The sequence below is a fragment of the Arthrobacter sp. H20 genome, assembly GCF_000520515.1.
Lineage (GTDB): Bacteria > Actinomycetota > Actinomycetes > Actinomycetales > Micrococcaceae > Arthrobacter_D.
Genome location: NZ_KI914723.1, coordinates 1 through 17895, shown reverse-complemented (window position 1 = coordinate 17895; position 17895 = coordinate 1). Strand labels below are relative to the sequence as shown.

The window sequence follows — 17895 nt, the reverse complement described above, 5'->3', positions numbered from 1 at the left end:
TGCCCAATGCCGGTACTCGCTCCGGTGACAACTGCTGCTCGCTGGGCGGGCGTGATCTGGGTTGAAGTCATGGATCCAACTTATCGTGAAACAATTGGCCCCATGGCTGAACACACTCCGGGCACAGACACGCCCGCAACAGTAAATGTCCCCGACAAACCGGTTCTTGAGGGTCTCGAGTCCCGGCTCGCTGCGCAATGGCGGGCGGAGGGGACCTATACCTTCGATCCAGAGACGTCCCGGGCGGAGGTGTACTCGATTGACACTCCCCCGCCGACCGCATCAGGGTCGCTGCACGTAGGACACATGTTCTCCTACACCCAGACCGACGTCGTCGCCCGGTACCAGCGGATGAGCGGCAAGAACGTGTTCTACCCGATGGGCTGGGATGACAACGGCCTCCCCACCGAGCGTCGGGTGCAGAACTACTACGGAGTGCGCTGCGATCCGTCAGTCCCCTACAACGCTGGCTACACCCCTCCCGCCGAGCCCCCCAAGAACCAGCGCGACTTCGACGCCGTGTCCCGCCGGAACTTCATTGAGCTCTGCGAGGAACTGGCAGTCCAGGATGAACTGGTCTTCGAGAACCTGTTCAGCACCCTCGGCCTGTCGGTTGACTGGAACCTAACCTACCGAACCATCGACGACACCTCGCGGGCCGTCAGCCAGCGGGCCTTCCTCGACAACCTCGCTGCAGGCGACGCCTACCTCGCCGAAGCTCCCACCCTGTGGGACGTCACCTTCCGCACAGCAGTGGCCCAGGCCGAACTCGAGGATCGGGAGCAGGCTGGCGCCTACCACCGGATCGCGTTCCACACCCCCGATGGTCAAAAGATCTTCATTGAATCGACCCGGCCGGAGCTCCTCCCGGCCTGTGTGGCGCTGGTGGCAAATCCCGACGACGAGCGGTACCGGCACCTCTTCGGCACCACAGTCACGTCGCCGCTATTCGACGTCGAGGTGGAAATCAAGGCGCACCCGCTGGCTAAGCCCGACAAGGGCACCGGCATTGCCATGATCTGCACCTTCGGCGACCTTACCGATGTCATCTGGTGGCGTGAACTGCAACTGCCCACCCGCGCCATTGTGGGCCGGGACGGCCGGATCCGGTCAGAGACCCCCGAGTGGATCAGCACCGAGAGGGCGCAGGAGAACTATTCGGCGATCGCCGGAAAAACTGTCTTCAGCGCCAAGGAGGGCGTTGTTGCCCTGCTGCGTGCCAGCGGCGAGTTGGAAGGCGAACCGAAAAAGGTACTCCACCCGGTCAACTTCTATGAGAAGGGCGATAAGCCCCTCGAGGTCGTCACCAGCCGCCAGTGGTACCTCCGCAATGGTGGACGGGACGAGGCCAAGCGGGAGAAACTCATCCAGCGCGGCCGGGAAATCGACTTCCATCCGGCGTTCATGCGGTCCCGGTACGAGAACTGGATTGAAGGACTCAACGGCGACTGGCTGGTATCCCGGCAGCGTTTCTTCGGTGTGCCAATTCCGGTCTGGTACCGCCTCGACGCCGACGGCGAGCCGGATTATGCGGCTCCCATCGTCCCCACTCACGAGTCCCTGCCCGTAGACCCGGCCGCCGAGCCTGCACCGGGGTTCGAGGAGACCTCCCGCAACCAGCCGGGCGGTTTCGTTGGCGAGAACGATGTCCTGGACACCTGGGCTACCTCATCGCTGACCCCCCAGATTGTGGGTGGCTGGCCGAAGAACCCCGACCTGTTTGCCAAGGTCTTCCCGTTCGACCTCCGGCCGCAGGGCCACGACATCATCAGGACCTGGCTGTTCTCCAGCGCGGTCCGGGCCGATTCGCTGCAGGATTCGCCTCCCTGGCGCCATGCCGCGCTGTCCGGCTGGATTCTGGACCCGGACCGCAAGAAGATGTCCAAGTCCAAGGGCAACGTGGTGGTCCCCACCGACGTGCTTGAGGAGTACGGGGCCGACGCCGTCAGGTACTGGGCTGCCTCAGCCAAGCTGGGCGCTGACACGGCCTACGAGATTGCCCAGATGAAGATCGGGCGTCGCCTGGCTATCAAGCTGCTCAATGCCTCAAAGTTCGTCCTGAACCTCGGTGCCACCGAGCACACGGTCCTCACCGCTGACACATCGGTAGTCACGAACCGTTTGGACCTGTCCCTGCTGGCTCAGCTTGCACAGGTCATCGACGCGTCGACCGCAGCGTTTGAGAAGTACGACTATGCCCGGGCGCTGCAGCTGAGCGAGACGTTCTTCTGGTCCTTCACCGACGACTACGTCGAGCTCATCAAGGACCGCGCCTACGGTGCGGCCGGTGAAGCCGAGCAGGCGTCGGTGTTGGCTACCCTGGCCACCACTCTCGACGCGATGCTCCGCATGTTTGCGCCGTTCCTGCCCTTCGCTACCGAAGAGGTCTGGAGCTGGTGGCGCAGCGGGTCAGTGCACCGGACTGAATGGCCCACGTCAAGTCATCTCGCCGGAACCATCCGCACCGCCGACACCGGTGTCCTCGGAACCGTGGCCCTGGCCCTTGGCGGGATCCGCCGGTCGAAGTCCGAGGCGAAGGTGAAGCAGCGCACCGAGGTGCTCAGCGCGGTAGTCAATGGGTCTGCGGCCCAATTGCGCCAACTCAATGCCGGGCTGAACGATCTGTTGGCCGCCGGTAACGTGCGCGAGCTGCATCTGGCCGAGGCCGAGGGTGAGCTGTCGGTCTTCGAGGTGGAACTGGCACCCGCCGACACGGTCTAGTACCCAGTCCTGTCACAGGGAAGAGGCCCCGCGGATCGATTGGTCCGCGGGGCCTCTTCTCTGAGGATCCCGCCTAGTCGAAGGCGGGGCTCTCGGTGCGTGAACGCTTCAGTTCAAAAAATTCAGGGAACCCGGCAAGCATGACTGCTCCATCAAAGATGCGACCGGCATCTTCGCCGCGGGGAATACGCGTCAGCACCGGACCGAAGAAAGCTGTGCCGTTGAAGGCGACCACCGGGGTTCCAACTTCGTCGCCGACCCGGTCGATCCCGTCCTGATGCGACGCGCGCAGCGCTGTGTCGTAGTCCTCGCTGGTGGCGTAGCTGGCCAGGTCAGCGGGGAGCCCGACTTCCTCGAGGGCTTCGCTGATGACCGCGGCGAAATCCTTATTCTGCCCCTCGTGAATGCGGGTGCCCATGGCGTCGTAGAGCTTCTTGATGTTCTCAGGACCGTGCAGTTCGGCCGCAGCGATAATGACGCGCACAGGCCCGTAGGCCTGCTCCATGAACTCCTGGTAATCCTCGGGCAGGTCACGGCCAGCGTTGAGGACGGCAAGGCTCATCACGTGCCAGTCCACCGAGATGCTGCGGACCTTTTCCACTTCCTCAATCCACCGGGACGTGACCCAGGCGAACGGGCAGGCCGGGTCGAACCAGAAATCGGCTTTTTGGACATCATCCTTGTGAACAGCAGTTGCTTCGCTCATATGCATCTCCTTGCGGTTGGTGTGCAGGACATCATAGTCCTGCACAGTACAACCGGAGCCCTCACTGACCTATTCCGGTCAACGCCTCAAAAAACTGAACGTTAGGCTGACTTGTTCCGCCGCTTCGCTATAACATCGTGCGAGATCAGGGTAGGTTCTGCCTTCTTGCCGACAACATCCTCAGTGATGACTACTGTGGCAATGTCGTCCCGGCTCGGCAGATCGAACATCACCGGCTGGAGGACTTCTTCCATGATCGCCCGGAGCCCACGCGCTCCGGTGCCCCGTTCAAGTGCCTGATCCGCGATGGCCTCAAGGGCCTTCGGCTCGAAGGTCAACTCAACGCCGTCGAGCATGAACATCTTCTGGAACTGCTTGATGAGAGCGTTCTTGGGCTCCGTCAGAATCTGCATGAGCGAAGCCTGGTCAAGGCTGTTCACAGTGGTGATGACAGGCAACCGGCCGATGAACTCAGGGATCAAACCAAACTTGAGCAGGTCCTCAGGCATCACATCACCGTAGCTGACCTCTTCACTCTTCAGCGAACTCAGTGGTGCGCCAAAGCCAATGCCTTTCCGCCCGGCACGGGAACCGATGATTTCTTCGAGCCCAGCGAACGCACCGGCGACAATGAACAGCACGTTGGTGGTATCAATCTGGATGAATTCCTGGTGCGGGTGCTTGCGCCCACCCTGGGGTGGCACGGAGGCGACTGTCCCCTCGAGGATCTTCAGCAGCGCCTGCTGCACGCCTTCACCCGAGACATCGCGGGTAATTGACGGGTTTTCGCTCTTGCGGGAAATCTTGTCGATCTCGTCGATGTAGATAATGCCCTGCTCTGCCTTCTTGACGTCATAGTCAGCGGCCTGAATGAGCTTGAGGAGGATATTCTCGACATCCTCGCCGACGTATCCGGCCTCGGTGAGAGCAGTTGCGTCTGCCACAGCGAAGGGGACGTTCAATCGGCGTGCCAGCGTCTGCGCCAGGTAGGTCTTGCCGCACCCGGTGGGGCCGATCAGGAGAATGTTGGACTTCGCGATCTCGACGTCCTCCGCTGGCACCGCATCGGAGAGGTTGCCTGTGCTACGCGGGGTGTGTCCGGATTGGATCCGTTTGTAGTGGTTGTAGACCGCTACGGCGAGAGAGCGCTTGGCAGGCTCCTGGCCGATGACATATTCCTGCAGGAAGTCAAAGATCTCGCGGGGCTTGGGGAGTTCGAAGGTGCCAACCTCGGCGACCTCTGAGAGCTCCTCCTCGATGATTTCGTTGCAGAGATCAATACACTCGTCGCAAATGTAGACCCCGGGTCCGGCGATCAGTTTCCGGACCTGCTTCTGGCTTTTCCCACAGAAAGAGCACTTAAGCAGATCTGTGCTCTCACCAATGCGAGCCATGTGTCAGTCCCCTTACGTGAATCTGTGAATAGACAGCCGGTGTCCGACCTGGTGGAACCGGGCTACCTTCCACTCTAGGACAATTGGCGCCCCTAGTGGGCACCAAATGGCCCGTGGTGCATTTGTTTCGCACCACGGGCCAGTTAGCCAGCGCAGAGCACCCTACGGCTTATTGATCTTCGGTGGGCTGATTTTCCGGGACGTGAGAACCTCGTCCACCAGCCCGTACACCTTGGCGTCAGCTGCGGTGAGGATCTTATCGCGCTCGATGTCGAGATTGACCTGCTCGGAACTCTTGCCGCTGTGCAATGCCAGCGTGTCTTCGAGCCAGCTGCGCATCCGCATGACTTCATTGGCCTGGATCTCCAGATCCGATGCCTGGCCCCCCTGGCCACCGCCGAGCGCTGGCTGGTGGATCAGGACGCGGGCATTGGGCAGTGCCAGCCTCTTGCCGGGGGCGCCGGCTGCCAGCAGGACAGCTGCCGCACTGGCTGCCTGTCCCAGGCACACGGTCTGGATTTCCGGACGGATGAACTGCATGGTGTCGTAGATTGCAGTCATAGCCGTGAAGGATCCGCCGGGCGAGTTGATATAGAGCGTGATGTCGCGCTCTGGGTCAGTCGACTCGAGGACCAGCAGCTGGGCCATCACATCATCGGCCGACGCGTCGTCAACCTGCACACCGAGGAAGATGATGCGGTCCTCGAAGAGCTTGGTGTACGGGTCCTGGCGCTTGAAGCCGTAGGGCGTGCGCTCCTCGAACTGGGGAAGAACGTAGCGATTGGATGGCATCTGGGGTGCGGCGCCGCCTGCTGCGGCTCCAAAATTGTGGTTCATGGTGTCTCCTGGGTGAAATCTGCAGTGGTGGGTGGGGCGCAGGCCGCAGCGGCTAGTCGCGCTTGGTGCCGCCGCCGCCGGATACCGTGTTGGCGTGCGCAGCGATCTTGTCGAAGAAGCCGTAGGCAAGGCCTTCCTCAGCGGTGAACCACTTGTCGCGGTCGTTATCCTTCAGGATCTTTTCAACGCTCTGACCGGTCTGCTCGGCGGTGAGCTCGGCCATCACCCGCTTCATGTGCAGGATCAGTTCTGCCTGGATCTTGATATCGGAAGCAGTTCCGCCGATGCCACCGGACGGCTGGTGCATGAGCACCCGGGCGTGTGGGGTGGCGTAGCGCTTCCCCTTCGTGCCCGAGGACAGCAGGAACTGGCCCATGGAAGCGGCCAGCCCGGTAGCGACGGTGACGACGTCGTTGGGGATGAACTGCATGGTGTCGTAGATGGCCATGCCTGCGGTGACCGACCCGCCAGGCGAGTTGATGTACAGGAAGATGTCCTTGTCCGGATCTTCCGCTGACAACAGCAGCAACTGGGAGCAGATGGCGTTGGCGTTGTCATCCCTCACCTCGGAGCCGAGCCAGATGATGCGCTCCTTCAGGAGCCGGTTATAGATGTAGTCATCCCGGCCAGCGGGGTCCACGGTTGCCATTGTCGGTGTGGTGGGTTCGATTGCCATTGGAAGTTAGCCTCTCACTCTGGTTGGTCTGCCGGGTGCCGACAGCCGACCTTTTGTCTCTCATTGGACAGTAACTGGTTTAGGGGTTCGTTTGATCCCGGCACGAAGGCTGTTCGCTGACGGCGCACGAGCGCCGCCGGCTGCGGCGTTAACGACCGAGGGCCGCCTCCCGATAGGAAGACGGCCCTGGCTGACGATCAGTAACGCTATGCCTTGCTGGACTCTTCGTCAGCTGCGGCAGCTGCCTTTGCAGGCTTCTTGGGTGCTGCCTTTTTGGCTGCAGCAGTCTTGGCTGCGGCTGGCTTTTTCTCTGCAGCAGGTTTCTTGTCTGCGGCCGGCTTCTTCTCAGCCGCCGGCTTCTTGGCCGCTGCAGCCTTCTTGGCTGGCTTCGTCTCTGCAGGCGCCTCTGGCGCTTCCTCGGACTGAGCTTCGGAGGATGCCTCGTCAGCTTCGTCGCCGGGGCGCACAAACTCGCTCAAGTCAACAACGGATCCCGAGCTGTCCTTGACGACTGCCAGTTCAAGGACCTTGGCCAGCGCCTTACGACGGCGGACCTCTCCAACAATCATGGGAACCTGACCGCTCTGGTCAAGCATCTGAGCGAACTGGTTCGGCTCCATGCCGTACTGTCCTGCTGTGGAGACGATGTAGTCGATCAGTTCAGGCTGGCTGACACCGATCTCTTCCTTCTCGGCGATCGCGTCCAGGATCATTTCGTTGCGGAACGCCTGCTCGGTGTTCTCGCGGATCTCGGTGCGGTGCTCATCGGTGTCGTGGCCCTCCGCATTGGCGTGAGCGTTCTCGCCGGTGAAGTGCTGTTCGAGCTGGTCTTCGATGAACGCTGCTGGCACTGGAACCTCGATGAGCTCGATGAGCTTTTCAAGCACCAGGTCGCGGGCTTCGACGCCCTGCTCGGTGACCTTTTCCTCGGCTGCGCGCTTCGTCAGGTCGGCACGCAGCTCGACGATGGTGTCGAACTCGCTGGCCAGCTGGGCGAAGTCGTCGTTGGCTTCTGGCAGTTCACGTTCCTTCACTGCGCTGACCTCGACCTTGACCTGAGCAGTGCTTCCGGCGTTGTCACCGCGGGCCAGAGTGGTCTCGAAGATTGCGTCCTCGTCGGCGCTGAGACCGGTAACTGCCTCGTCCATGCCCTCGAGCATGGTGCCGGAACCGATCTGGTAAGAGACGTCCTGGGCGGCGTCAACCTGCTCGCCGTCGACGGTTGCCACCAGGTTCAGCGTGAGGAAGTCGCCGTCAGCTGCAGGACGGTCGACGGCGGTGAGGGTGCCGAACCGACCGCGCAGCTCATCAAGAGCCTTGTCGACGTCGGCGTCGGACGCCTCTGCCGCTTCAACAGTTACCTCAAGACCCGAGTACTCGGGCAGGGTGATTTCAGGGCGAACGTCCAGCTCGACGGTGAACAGCAGCTGTCCATCCTTGGCTGCGGGATCCGGGACTTCGGTGATCTCCACCTCAGGGCGGGTCAGGGGGCGGATGCCAGTTTCCTGAACGGCGCTCTGGTAGAAGTCATTCAGACCGTCGTTGATTGCGGTCTCGATGACGTAGCCGCGGCCGACACGCTGGTCGATCAGCTGGTTGGGAACACGTCCCTTGCGGAACCCCGGGACCTGGACCTGAGCGGAGATGGTCTTGTAAGCCGCATCGATGTTCGGCTTGAGCTCCTCGAACGGAACCTCCACATTGAGCTTCACTCGCGTGGGAGTGAGGTTTTCGACAGCGCTCTTCACGGCGTAGTACTCCTGAATGATTGAAGATGAATGACCACACGGCGTCCGAGGATTTACCGGAACGGCATCCGCGGCGATAATGCAGAGTCGGGGTGACAGGAGTTGAACCTGCGACTTCCTGCTCCCAAAGCAGGCGCTCTACCAAGCTGAGCTACACCCCGTAAGTGCAGCCATTAGTCTACGTAACTTTTGGCTCAGTTGCACATTTGGCTAAATGGCCCCGCCTGTGGTGTAGTTATAGGCGTTCCAACGGCCCGGGTGGTGAAAGTCGCGAGAGATTCACCCAGGTTTCAGGGGATGTAGCTTAGTGGTAAAGCCTCAGTCTTCCAAACTGATGATGCGGGTTCGATTCCCGTCATCCCCTCACCTGAAAGAGCACCCGACGGCTGTCGGGTGCTCTTTTTGTGTGTCACCAGCACTTCATGACCGCTGGCACACCGGGCACCAGAACAACTTGCGTGCAGCCATCTCGGCGACTGCTACCGGCGTGCCGCAACGGCGACAGGGCATACCCGGTCTCCCGTAGACGTAGTGCGCGTCCTCCCGTTTGACCCGGGATGAGGGCGAGGAACGGTCCGCCGGCGACGTCGTAATAATCCGTCCGGCACTCACCCCGTCCCTCATGATCGCAGCGATGTCCTCCCACAGCACAGTGGCTTCCTGGACACTGAGAGACTTCCCCGGACTCCACGGGTCCAGCTTCTGCCGGAACAGTGCCTCAGCGCGGTAAATGTTCCCCACCCCAGCGATCACCGACTGATTCATCAGCAGCAGGCCCACCGGGCTCGCGCTCTTGAGCAGGCCGGTGGCGAACCTAACGACCTCGTCAGCCGTGCGTTTACCGTCGGCTGTACTGCCGAGTGGATCGGGGCCCAGGCGAGCGACGACGGCGTCCCGCTCTGGCCCGGTAATGATCTCGCACGCTGTCGGGCCGCGCAGATCGGCCCAGCCGCTGTCGCTGACAAGCCGCAGCCGGACCGCTCCGACGGGTGCAGGGGGGCCGCTGAAGGCCGCTTCGGGGGCGCCAGCTAGCTCCCGCTCCCCTATCTTGCGTGGCGCGCCGATACTTGAGGCGCCCATGAAGGTCTCGTCACCGCCGAAGCTCCAGGCTCCGTAGAGGCCAAGGTGCACCCGGAGAAAGACCGGGGGTGCCGCACTCTCCTCGGGAGCATCAGCGAACTCAACGAAGAGTTGTTTCCCATGCGCCGCGGCTCCCGTCAGCACCCGTCCGTCAAGGCCTGCCGCTCCAGCAGCAAACCGGCCCTGCGGGCTGGACGCCGCGACCCGCTGTCCACCGAACACTGAGGACAGTTGCAATGCCAGCCGGTGAATTGAATGACCTTCAGGCATCGGAGCTACAGGGTGACGCTGCCGGTGGACTCGTAGGCAGCAATCTGGCCGATCCGCCGGTTATGGCGCTCGGCCTCGCTAAACGGCTCGGTTAGGAACGCCTCAATGATGAGTGCGGCTTCCTCGACCGAGTGCTGCCGTCCACCGACTGCGACAACGTTGGCGTCGTTGTGCTGGCGTGCCAGCTTGGCGGTTTCCAGATTCCAGGCAAGTGCGGCGCGTACCCCCCGCACCTTATTGGCTGCCATTTGTTCGCCGTTGCCGGATCCGCCCAGGATGATGCCCAGTGCTTCGCGGCCGGCCTGCTGGTCGATGACTACAGCCTGCGCTGCGTTGATGCAGAACCCGGGGTAGTCGTCCTCGGCGTCGTAGGCCAGTGGCCCGTGGTCGATAACCTCATACCCAGTTCCGCGCAGGCGCTCGATCAGGTGGGCACTGAGCTCCATGCCAGCGTGGTCAGTGGCGATATGAACGCGCATGAAAAATCCGTTTCGATGAGGTGGGTGTGTGCTGTCTAGGGTACTTGCTCGCTGAGTGTGCCCGGATGCCGGCTCTGGTGAAAGAATGGCTGTGCTGCGTAAGCTGCATCACACACGGCGCCCGCCATCCGCAGGGCATCACCATCTTTTTTCGAAAGGCTCCACTTTGCCAGGCATGAATCTGACGCGCGAAGAAGCACGAGCTCGCGCTGACATTTTGACAGTCACCTCCTACGACATCAACCTCGACCTCACCCGCGGCGACACGGTGTTCGGATCGAGGACAGTGGTGAAGTTCGAGGCCACCCAGGGCGCTTCAACGTTCATCGACGCAGTGACCAGCGACGTGTCACTGGTCACCCTGAACGGCGTCGAGCTCAATCCCGCCGAGGTGTCCGACGGCATCCGCATTCAGCTGCCCCACCTCGCGACCTCCAACGAACTGGTCATCCATGCTGACATGTTCTACATGAATACCGGCGAGGGTCTGCACCGCTTTGTTGACCCGGTAGACAAGGAGGTCTACCTCTACACCCAGTTTGAGGTCCCGGACTCGCGGCGTGTCTTCCCCGTCTTCGAACAGCCTGACCTGAAGGCCATGTTCAGCTTCACCGTGACTGCTCCTTCGCACTGGGACGTCATTTCCAACTCGCCGACCCCCACCCCTGTCGATACGGGGTCAGCCGACGATGGCGGCGCAAAGTCCACCTGGTCCTTCGAGCCCACCGGCGTGCTGTCCTCCTATGTCACAGCGCTGATCGCTGGACCGTACCAGTCAGTGCGCAGCGAGCTGACCAGCTCGGATGGCCGGGTCATCCCCCTGGGCGTGTTCGCCCGGAAGTCCCTGATGCAGCACCTTGACGCCGAGAACGTTTTCGCATTGACGCGCCAGGGCTTCGCCTTCTTCGAGGAGCAGTTCGGTACCCCCTACCCATTCGCCAAGTACGATCAGCTTTTTGTCCCCGAGTTCAATGCGGGAGCCATGGAAAACGCAGGCGCCGTAACTTTCGTCGAGAGCTACGTGTTCAGGTCCCGGGTTACCGACGCGACAGTCGAGCGGCGGGCCATCACCATCCTGCACGAACTGGCGCACATGTGGTTCGGCGACCTGGTGACCATGCGGTGGTGGAATGATCTGTGGCTGAACGAATCCTTCGCAGAGTTCATGTCCACGCTGGCGGCCGCCGAGGCCACCGAGTTCAAGCAGTCGTGGACCACTTTCGCTTCACTGGAGAAGGCCTGGGCCTATCGTCAGGATCAGCTGCCCTCCACTCACCCGATCGTCGCCGAGATCAATGACCTCGAAGATGTCCAGGTGAACTTTGACGGCATCACCTATGCCAAGGGTGCTTCAGTGCTCAAGCAACTGGTGGCGTGGGTAGGCCAGGACAAGTTCATGGAGGGTGTCAGAGAGTACTTCGGCAAGCACTCGTGGAAGAACACCGAGCTGGTTGACCTGCTGTCCGAGCTGGAGAAGGCAAGCGGCCGGGACCTGAAGGAATGGTCGGCGCTGTGGCTGGAAACGGCTGGAGTCAACACCCTGCGGCCTGAACTCGAAATCAGCGCTGACGGCTCTATCACCAGCTTCACTGTCCTCCAGTCGGCTGTCGCCGACTACCCCACGATCCGCCCACACCGGCTTGCCATCGGCTTCTACACCCTTGACGATTCCGGAAAACTGCAACGCGTCGATCGGGTGGAACTCGACGTCGACGGCGAGCGCACCGAGGTGCCAGAACTGGTCGGCCGGACCCGCCCGGATCTGGTGCTGCTCAACGACGACGACCTGGCCTACGCCAAGATCCGGCTCGATGAGGTGTCGCTGAGTACCGCCACAAAGCACCTCAGGGACTTCAACGATTCGCTCCCCCGCACCCTGGTCTGGGCTTCGGCCTGGGATGCGGCCCGCGACGGGGAAACCCCGGCCCGCAACTATGTTGAACTGATTCTGCAAAATATTGGGGCCGAATCCGACTCTTCGGTGGTGCTGGTCCTGCTGCGTCAGCTCGCCACGACGCTCGCGTTCTATGTGAACCCCACAGATCGGTCGGCGATGACCATCGCTGCCGCGGATAGCCTGTGGGAGCTCGCCCAGAGTGCCGACGCCGGATCGGATTCACAGTTGCAGTTCGTCAAGGCGTTCGCCGGACACGCGCAGACCACAGCCCACCTGGATACGATCGAAGCCCTCTTCGTCGGCTCTGTGGTGCCTGAGGGGTTGGAGATCGACGCCGATCTGCGGTGGGAGCTAGTGACATCACTGGTTGCTGGCGGCAGGTTTGGGCAGCAGGAGATCGACGCCGAACTTGACCGCGATGCGACGGCTACCGGTCAGCTTGCCGGGGCGCAGGCCACCGCAGCGCTTCCTACAGCCGAGGCGAAGGCTGCCGCCTGGCACAGCATTGTCGAGCGGTCTGACATGCCCAACGCCGCCCAGCGATCAGCCATTGCCGGGTTCATGCGTGTTCATGATCCAGCAATCCTCGCCCCGTTTGTGGACAAGTACTTCGCGGCGGCTCCGGATATCTGGGCCAGCCGGACCCACGAGATCGCCCAGCAAATCATCGTCGGACTGTATCCAGCACGACTGAGCACCCAGGAAACGCTCGATAAGACCGAGGTGTTCCTGCGGTCGCCCGACGCCGAGAGCACCTCACTGCGGCGCCTGATTCTGGAGAGCCAGGATGGGATTGTGCGTGCGCTGAAAGCTCAGGCCGTCGACCGGTAAAACAGTCGTTTGGGGGTGTAGTTTTGATCCATGAACCTCTCCGAGCACCACTATCGGGTAGCCGTTAAATGGACTGGAAACCGCGGCGAAGGCACCCGCTCGTTCCGAGGCTACGGCCGGGAACACGAGGTGTCGGCTGTGGGTCCGCCGTTGCTGCTTGGCACGGCGGACCCCACCTTCCATGGGGACAAGGACAGGTGGAATCCCGAACAGCTGCTGCTCGCTGCGCTGTCCCAGTGCCACATGCTGGCCTATCTTCATATGGCGGTGAAGAACGGCGTGGTGGTGACTGCCTACGAGGACCCAGCTGTTGGCACCATGAGGTTGAACCCCGATGGCAGCGGCGAGTTCCTCAGTGTCACCCTCAGGCCACGGGTGACCATCACGGATCCGCTTCTGAAATACACAGCGCAGTCCCTTCACAAGGACGCAGCGGCATCCTGCTTCATTGCGCGGTCGGTCAACTTCCCGGTCAACCACGAGCCGGTACTAATAGTTGCCGAGGACGCCCAGCAGCACGCCTAGGGACTGCGTCACTGGGATTCGGCTTCCCCGAGCCGCGCGAGCAACCGCTCCTCGGTTGCGGGTGTCAGCCCCGATGCCCGCTGCCGGGTGAGCCCGCGGCGTAGTTCATCGTCCAGCACCCGGTCAGTCGTTTCCTCCACTGACCGCTGAGGCAGGCCTTCGGCGAGGGCAGCCTTGGCTGAACGGGCGGCGAATTCGTCGTAGCCCGCCAGCAACCAGTGCGGCAGAGAATCTGGTCCAGCCCAGTAGGCCACTCCGTGTTCGGTCAGCCAGCCGGGCTCCACCCACCGCAAAACGTCGTCGAACCCAGCCCGGGCGGCAGTCCGATGGATGAGGTCCCCGAACCCCACTGACGGTCCAAGGGTGTTGAAAGTTCCGGCTAGTCCGCGGCCAGCAGTTGAGATGATCCATGCGGCGAGGTCGCCCAGATCGATGGTCTGCGTTGCGGCCCCCTGGATCGCCGGGACGAGCACGCCGCCCCCGCGCGCCAGCCGCGCGGGCCAGTAGCCGAAGCGGTCGCTACCGTCTCCTGGGCCACAGATCAACCCCGGGCGGATGACCAGGGCCCGTCCCCCGCGGTCCTGCTCAACCAGCTGTTCACACGCCACCTTCACCTCGCCGTAGGATTCGCTGGACGCTGGGGCGTCGCCGCCGTAGGGGTTCAGCAGTAAAGCGCTTTCGGCGGCGCCGGGCACTGAATGGTCGGCGTAGACCGAGCAGCTTGAGACGTAGATCCAGTGGCCGGTTCGGGCTGACAGCGCCTGGAGGGCTTCGCCGACCTGATGCGGCTGCCACGACACCTCGATGACAACATCCCAGTCCTGGTCCACGCGCGAGTAGGTGCCAGGGCGGTCGCGGTCAGCCTGCACAAAGGAGACTCCATCGGGCGGGCTCGACGAGGTCCCCCGGGCCAGGCACGTAACCTCGTGCCCACGTTCGCGGGCCTCTTCGGCAATCCGCCGGGAGAGAAACACTGTGCCGCCGAGGACCAGGATGCGCATCGGCCCAGCCTACGGCGATAGCCTAGGAGCACATGCCCTGTCCGCCAGCAGCGGAGAACACCTCACGTAAAGGAAACGGTTACGCCACGATGCAGTCGCCCACTCAGATTGGCCTAGGAGACCAGCTCCTTCATGCTGGCATCATCATCGTGGCCGGACTGCTGCTGTGGCTGGTGGTGCGATTCCTCATCAACCGGATGGTACGGCGAGTGCGCGGCGGATCCGACCTGTTCAGGAAGCCCCATTTCAAATGGGCGCAGCCTGTCCTGCGTACCCTGGACCACAAACGACGGGTGCAACGAACTGAGACGATCGGAGCACTGCTGCGCAGCGTCTCAGGCCTCACCATCGCGATCATCGTCTTCATGATGGCCCTGCAGGCGATCGGCGTGGACATTGGTCCCATCCTCGCAAGTGTGGGAATAGTGGGCATTGCCATTGGCTTTGGTGCCCGCGAAATCATCAGGGACGCGTTCCTTGGGTTCTTCATCACCCTTGAGGACCAGTACGGCATTGGTGACACGATCGAGGTGGGCGACACGGTCGGAGTGGTGCAGTCTGTTGGGCTGCGGATCACCCGCCTGATCGACGACGACGGAGCCATTTGGTACATCCGCAACGGGGACATCATGAAGGTGGGCAACCGTTCGCAGGGCGACTACGTTGCGCCAGCACCCGCCGGCGGACCGACAGGAGAGAAACCATGACAACCCCTGGCAACACTGAAGGCATCCCCATCCCCTCCCGGTTTGGGGAACCGATAGCCAAACTCACACCGGTGGGGCCGCGGTTTGACCAGCCCGCCTACACCGACAACTTCTATGAGGCGGTCGGCGGACATCCGGTCTTCGTGCGGCTGGTTGACGTCTTCTACGACGGCATCGCTGATGACGAGTTGCTGCGCCCGATGTACCCGGAAGAGGACCTCGGCCCAGCCAAGAAACGCCTGCTAATGTTCCTTGAACAGTACTGGGGTGGTCCGAAGACCTACAGTGAACAACGCGGCCATCCCCGGCTCCGGATGCGGCATATGCCGTTCACTGTGTCGCCCCTGGCACGCGATCACTGGTTGACACACATGCGCGCGGCCGTCGACTCACTGGATTTGGCACCCCTCCACGAGGCGACACTCTGGGATTATCTCGAGCGGGCTGCCCATTCGATGGTCAACTCAGCAGACGACCGCTAGGACCCGGACACGACTCTGCTACTCCTCAGAGAATCGTCGGGATTCTCGACAGCACGTGGCCGCGTGAGGTGCTGATCCTGGTCCAGCGTCCATTGGTCAGGATCGACGGACGCTCACCTGTGGCGAGGAATCCCAAAGCGAAGGCCCCGAAGGCTGCGCCCGCCGGCACGTCCACCGCGAGATCCTCGATGCTGCGGCCCCAGATCGCTCCCCTGGCGCTGTTCACGATCAGCGCACCCGGATTGTTCGGAACGGTCTCCGCGACTTCGCGGATGCCATTCCTGGCGGCTGTCTCGACCAGTTCCGAGCTCAGGTCGCCGCGCGCTTCCCACCCGGCGCGTGGGGGTAAAACTCCAGCCCAGCTTTCGGTGACAGTTGTCGGCGGGACCTGCATGACGACGTCGGTCTCTGACATCCGGGCGAGCCGGTCCGACACCGAGGCAAGTGCCACAGTTGTATCCAACTGCGCGGGGTTGGCCAAGGGGATGGTCCGGAGCCCGAGAACGGTGGGGGTGGCCTCGCCGAGAATGCGTGGCCTGAGAATACAGATGTAGGCGGCGAGGACTGTGCCAGCCGCCTGGAACCGGATGGCACCATCTTCGGCTGCCCTGGCGCGGGAAATGAAGGTGCGCAGGTCGGCAACGACCAGCGGGTCGGTGAAAACCAGTTCCGTGGATGCCGAGCTGCCCTCCACCGGTTAACCGTTCTGCCGGCGTCGAAAAGCCACTGGATCGGCACGCCAATGCTCAAGCGCATACCGCTGGGCACCGTTCAGTTTCGTCGGCCGACCAGTGGTCCGGTTGACCTGGATCATCGTCGAGGCGGCAAGTGCATAGCTGGTCGATCCGTCAGGTTCTGCAATCTGGTAGCCGAGGTCGAAGCTTGAGCCGCCGACCCCGGTAACCCAGATGCTGATCTCCAGCGGGCTGGGACGGTAGTTCAGGGGTGCTGAGTATTCGATTTCGTGCCGTGCGACAAGGGTGAAGTGATCCGGACCGATCGTCTCAAGCAGGGTGTCTGAAGCTTTGGCGTCGCCGTGTGCTGCCTCGGAAAGCGGCAGATGCATGAACTGCACCCGGGCGTCTTCGAGGTACTGAAGGAACCGGACGTTGTTGACGTGTCCGTAGGAGTCTTCATCGCCGAAGCGGAGGTGAATGGGGAAGCGTTGGATCCGGGGCATGGTGCAATCCTCTCAAACGGTTGATGCTCCGGCTAACCGCAGCCACAAACCCGCCGCGTGTTGAGGGGCGGACACCTGTGCAACTAAGGTCAGAGATACTTTAGGCGGCGCACCTGCCCTCCGTTTAACCGCACGACGAGGAGAAAATACCTATGGCTGTCGAGTCCCCGGCCGATCCAACCCAAACGCTGGTCGACCTGCTTGACCTGAGCAGCGCGGATGGGGCGCAGACCGACGAGGAAATCTTCGTGGGAACCTCGATCCAGCAGTCCGGTCGCAGGATCTTCGGCGGCCAGGTGCTGGCACAGGCGTTGATCGCTGCCATTCGAACTGTCGAGCCGACCCGTGAGGTCCACTCGATGCATGCCTACTTTCTGCGTGCCGGGGACGCCCTTGCGCCGATCACCTTCGGGGTGCAGCGGTTGCGAGATGGTCGTTCCTTCTCCGCTCGACGGGCGCACGCCTACCAGAATGGTGTTCCCATCCTGTCAATGATCGCCTCCTTCCAGCAGCCAGACGACGGCCTGACGCACCAGGAGCGGATGCCTCAGGGAATGCCCGATCCAGAGTCGCTCCCCAGCACAGCTGATCTGCTCGGCGAGATGGACCACCCGCTGGCACGGGCATGGTCGTTTGACCGGCCCTTCGACATCCGCCACGTCGATGGTGCGCTCTATGTGCAGCACGACGGGGACCGCATGGCGAGCAACGCCGTGTGGATGAAGACGTTTGCTCCAATGCCAGCCGACCAGGGGCTGCACCGGGCGGCACTCGCCTACGCCAGCGATTACACGCTGCTGGAGTCGATCCTCCGCCAGCACGGCCTGAGCTGGATCACACCGGGCATGAGCGTCGCGAGCCTGGATCACGCCATGTGGTGGCACCGTCCGGTGCGGGTAGACGAATGGCTGCTCTATGTCCAGCAGTCCCCCAGCGCCTCGGGCGCCCGGGGCCTGTCGACCGGGCAGATCTTCAACCGGGCTGGAGAGCTTGTGGCGAGTGTGGCTCAGGAGGGCATGGTCCGGGTCCCGTAGTTCCCGGTCGGCACAGAAACGGGTGCGTCCCCGACAGGTCTTGTCAGTCGGAGACGCACCCGTTTGGTGGTGCCCAGCAATTCGTGGCGCCTAGGGCGTGTCTCCTTATTGTTCGGTGAGGTCTTTGGGATGCTGGTGGTATGTCACGTACTGCTGTTTTGTCGGATGCTCAGTGGGCTCGGATTGAGCCGTTGATGCCGAGCTCGGACGGAAGCCCGGGCCGCCCCTTCAACAATCACAGGCTGGTCGTTGAGGGCATCGTTTATCGGTTCCGGGCAGGAATCCCGTGGCGGGATCTGCCGGAGTGTTTCGGGTCGTGGAAGACGG

At 62.4% G+C, this 17895-nt stretch carries 17 protein-coding genes and 2 tRNA genes; 8 read left to right on the top strand and 11 right to left on the bottom strand.

Features of this window, described 5'->3' with window-relative positions:
• The first annotated feature begins 102 nt into the window (after nucleotides 1-102).
• On the top strand, nucleotides 103-2721 hold the full coding sequence (gene valS, locus Y703_RS0107030; RefSeq protein WP_026552138.1) for a valine--tRNA ligase: 2619 nt from the start codon (nucleotides 103-105) through the stop codon (nucleotides 2719-2721).
• Between the two features lie 73 nt (nucleotides 2722-2794).
• Here the strand turns inward: valS and Y703_RS0107025 are convergent, their stop codons facing one another.
• The 6 genes from Y703_RS0107025 to Y703_RS0107000 all read right to left on the bottom strand — a co-directional run bounded on the left by Y703_RS0107025 (nucleotide 2795) and on the right by Y703_RS0107000 (nucleotide 8243).
• The gene (locus tag Y703_RS0107025; protein WP_026552137.1) at nucleotides 2795-3427 is read right to left on the bottom strand and encodes a mycothiol-dependent nitroreductase Rv2466c family protein; all 633 of its coding nucleotides are present in this window, start codon (nucleotides 3425-3427) and stop codon (nucleotides 2795-2797) included.
• A gap of 101 nt (nucleotides 3428-3528) precedes the next feature.
• The gene (gene clpX / locus Y703_RS0107020) at nucleotides 3529-4821 is read right to left on the bottom strand and encodes an ATP-dependent Clp protease ATP-binding subunit ClpX (protein ID WP_026552136.1); all 1293 of its coding nucleotides are present in this window, start codon (nucleotides 4819-4821) and stop codon (nucleotides 3529-3531) included.
• Between the two features lie 162 nt (nucleotides 4822-4983).
• A complete protein-coding gene (locus Y703_RS0107015) occupies nucleotides 4984-5658 on the bottom strand; it encodes an ATP-dependent Clp protease proteolytic subunit (protein ID WP_026552135.1) in 675 nt (224 codons plus the stop codon).
• Between the two features lie 52 nt (nucleotides 5659-5710).
• Entirely contained in the window at nucleotides 5711-6307 is a 597-nt protein-coding gene (locus Y703_RS0107010) for an ATP-dependent Clp protease proteolytic subunit (protein ID WP_026552134.1), read from the bottom strand.
• A gap of 233 nt (nucleotides 6308-6540) precedes the next feature.
• Complete coding sequence (tig, locus tag Y703_RS0107005) at nucleotides 6541-8082, bottom strand: trigger factor (RefSeq protein ID WP_026552133.1); 1542 nt, start codon at nucleotides 8080-8082, stop codon at nucleotides 6541-6543.
• Between the two features lie 87 nt (nucleotides 8083-8169).
• Nucleotides 8170-8243: transfer RNA gene (locus tag Y703_RS0107000), tRNA-Pro, on the bottom strand.
• Between the two features lie 132 nt (nucleotides 8244-8375).
• Here Y703_RS0107000 and Y703_RS0106995 point away from each other — a divergent pair.
• Nucleotides 8376-8446, top strand: a tRNA-Gly gene (locus tag Y703_RS0106995).
• A gap of 56 nt (nucleotides 8447-8502) precedes the next feature.
• Here Y703_RS0106995 and Y703_RS0106990 read toward each other — a convergent pair.
• Nucleotides 8503-9432, bottom strand: a complete 930-nt coding sequence (locus Y703_RS0106990; RefSeq protein ID WP_026552132.1) for an Fpg/Nei family DNA glycosylase — start codon at nucleotides 9430-9432, stop codon at nucleotides 8503-8505.
• A gap of 5 nt (nucleotides 9433-9437) precedes the next feature.
• Nucleotides 9438-9911 carry a ribose-5-phosphate isomerase gene (locus Y703_RS0106985; protein ID WP_026552131.1) on the bottom strand — a complete coding sequence of 158 codons (474 nt, stop codon included), beginning with the start codon at nucleotides 9909-9911 and terminating at the stop codon, nucleotides 9438-9440.
• Nucleotides 9912-10086: 175 nt separating this feature from the next.
• Between Y703_RS0106985 and pepN the strand changes: the two genes are divergently transcribed.
• Together pepN and Y703_RS0106975 are read left to right on the top strand one after the other, a co-directional pair.
• Nucleotides 10087-12639: an aminopeptidase N gene (pepN, locus tag Y703_RS0106980; protein ID WP_026552130.1), complete on the top strand. Its 2553-nt coding sequence runs from the start codon at nucleotides 10087-10089 to the stop codon at nucleotides 12637-12639.
• 30 nt (nucleotides 12640-12669) lie between these two features.
• Nucleotides 12670-13164, top strand: a complete 495-nt coding sequence (locus Y703_RS0106975) for an OsmC family protein (protein ID WP_026552129.1) — start codon at nucleotides 12670-12672, stop codon at nucleotides 13162-13164.
• A gap of 8 nt (nucleotides 13165-13172) precedes the next feature.
• On the opposite strand, the gene Y703_RS0106970 is transcribed toward Y703_RS0106975, so the two are convergent.
• Complete coding sequence (locus Y703_RS0106970) at nucleotides 13173-14165, bottom strand: NAD-dependent epimerase/dehydratase family protein (RefSeq protein WP_026552128.1); 993 nt, start codon at nucleotides 14163-14165, stop codon at nucleotides 13173-13175.
• Between the two features lie 32 nt (nucleotides 14166-14197).
• On the opposite strand from Y703_RS0106970, the gene Y703_RS18500 reads away from it, so the two are divergent.
• On the top strand, nucleotides 14198-14872 hold the full coding sequence (locus Y703_RS18500; RefSeq protein WP_253907960.1) for a mechanosensitive ion channel family protein: 675 nt from the start codon (nucleotides 14198-14200) through the stop codon (nucleotides 14870-14872).
• Nucleotides 14869-15354, top strand: a complete 486-nt coding sequence (locus Y703_RS0106960) for a globin (protein WP_026552127.1) — start codon at nucleotides 14869-14871, stop codon at nucleotides 15352-15354. The genes Y703_RS18500 and Y703_RS0106960 overlap by 4 nt, the downstream gene beginning before the upstream one ends.
• 25 nt (nucleotides 15355-15379) lie before the next feature.
• Here Y703_RS0106960 and Y703_RS0106955 read toward each other — a convergent pair whose 3' ends face one another.
• Nucleotides 15380-16048, bottom strand: coding sequence for a DUF8185 domain-containing protein (locus Y703_RS0106955; protein ID WP_035764151.1), 669 nt, complete (start codon nucleotides 16046-16048; stop codon nucleotides 15380-15382).
• A gap of 3 nt (nucleotides 16049-16051) precedes the next feature.
• Nucleotides 16052-16534, bottom strand: a complete 483-nt coding sequence (locus Y703_RS0106950; protein WP_026552125.1) for an acyl-CoA thioesterase — start codon at nucleotides 16532-16534, stop codon at nucleotides 16052-16054.
• A 152-nt stretch (nucleotides 16535-16686) separates the two neighbouring features.
• On the opposite strand from Y703_RS0106950, the gene Y703_RS0106945 reads away from it, so the two are divergent.
• On the top strand, nucleotides 16687-17568 hold the full coding sequence (locus tag Y703_RS0106945) for an acyl-CoA thioesterase (protein ID WP_026552124.1): 882 nt from the start codon (nucleotides 16687-16689) through the stop codon (nucleotides 17566-17568).
• A gap of 140 nt (nucleotides 17569-17708) precedes the next feature.
• A partial coding sequence (locus tag Y703_RS21460) for a transposase (protein WP_155849432.1) occupies nucleotides 17709-17895 on the top strand: 187 nt, incomplete at its 3' end.

Coding starts and splice junctions, on each gene's coding strand:
- valS (WP_026552138.1), top strand. CDS start 103: ATGGCTGAACACACTCCGGGCACAGACACGCCCGCAACAGTAAATGTC.
- Y703_RS0107025 (WP_026552137.1), bottom strand. CDS start 3,427: ATGAGCGAAGCAACTGCTGTTCACAAGGATGATGTCCAAAAAGCCGAT.
- clpX (WP_026552136.1), bottom strand. CDS start 4,821: ATGGCTCGCATTGGTGAGAGCACAGATCTGCTTAAGTGCTCTTTCTGT.
- Y703_RS0107015 (WP_026552135.1), bottom strand. CDS start 5,658: ATGAACCACAATTTTGGAGCCGCAGCAGGCGGCGCCGCACCCCAGATG.
- Y703_RS0107010 (WP_026552134.1), bottom strand. CDS start 6,307: ATGGCAACCGTGGACCCCGCTGGCCGGGATGACTACATCTATAACCGG.
- Y703_RS0106990 (WP_026552132.1), bottom strand. CDS start 9,432: ATGCCTGAAGGTCATTCAATTCACCGGCTGGCATTGCAACTGTCCTCA.
- Y703_RS0106985 (WP_026552131.1), bottom strand. CDS start 9,911: ATGCGCGTTCATATCGCCACTGACCACGCTGGCATGGAGCTCAGTGCC.
- pepN (WP_026552130.1), top strand. CDS start 10,087: ATGAATCTGACGCGCGAAGAAGCACGAGCTCGCGCTGACATTTTGACA.
- Y703_RS0106975 (WP_026552129.1), top strand. CDS start 12,670: ATGAACCTCTCCGAGCACCACTATCGGGTAGCCGTTAAATGGACTGGA.
- Y703_RS0106970 (WP_026552128.1), bottom strand. CDS start 14,165: ATGCGCATCCTGGTCCTCGGCGGCACAGTGTTTCTCTCCCGGCGGATT.
- Y703_RS18500 (WP_253907960.1), top strand. CDS start 14,198: ATGCCCTGTCCGCCAGCAGCGGAGAACACCTCACGTAAAGGAAACGGT.
- Y703_RS0106960 (WP_026552127.1), top strand. CDS start 14,869: ATGACAACCCCTGGCAACACTGAAGGCATCCCCATCCCCTCCCGGTTT.
- Y703_RS0106950 (WP_026552125.1), bottom strand. CDS start 16,534: ATGCCCCGGATCCAACGCTTCCCCATTCACCTCCGCTTCGGCGATGAA.
- Y703_RS0106945 (WP_026552124.1), top strand. CDS start 16,687: ATGGCTGTCGAGTCCCCGGCCGATCCAACCCAAACGCTGGTCGACCTG.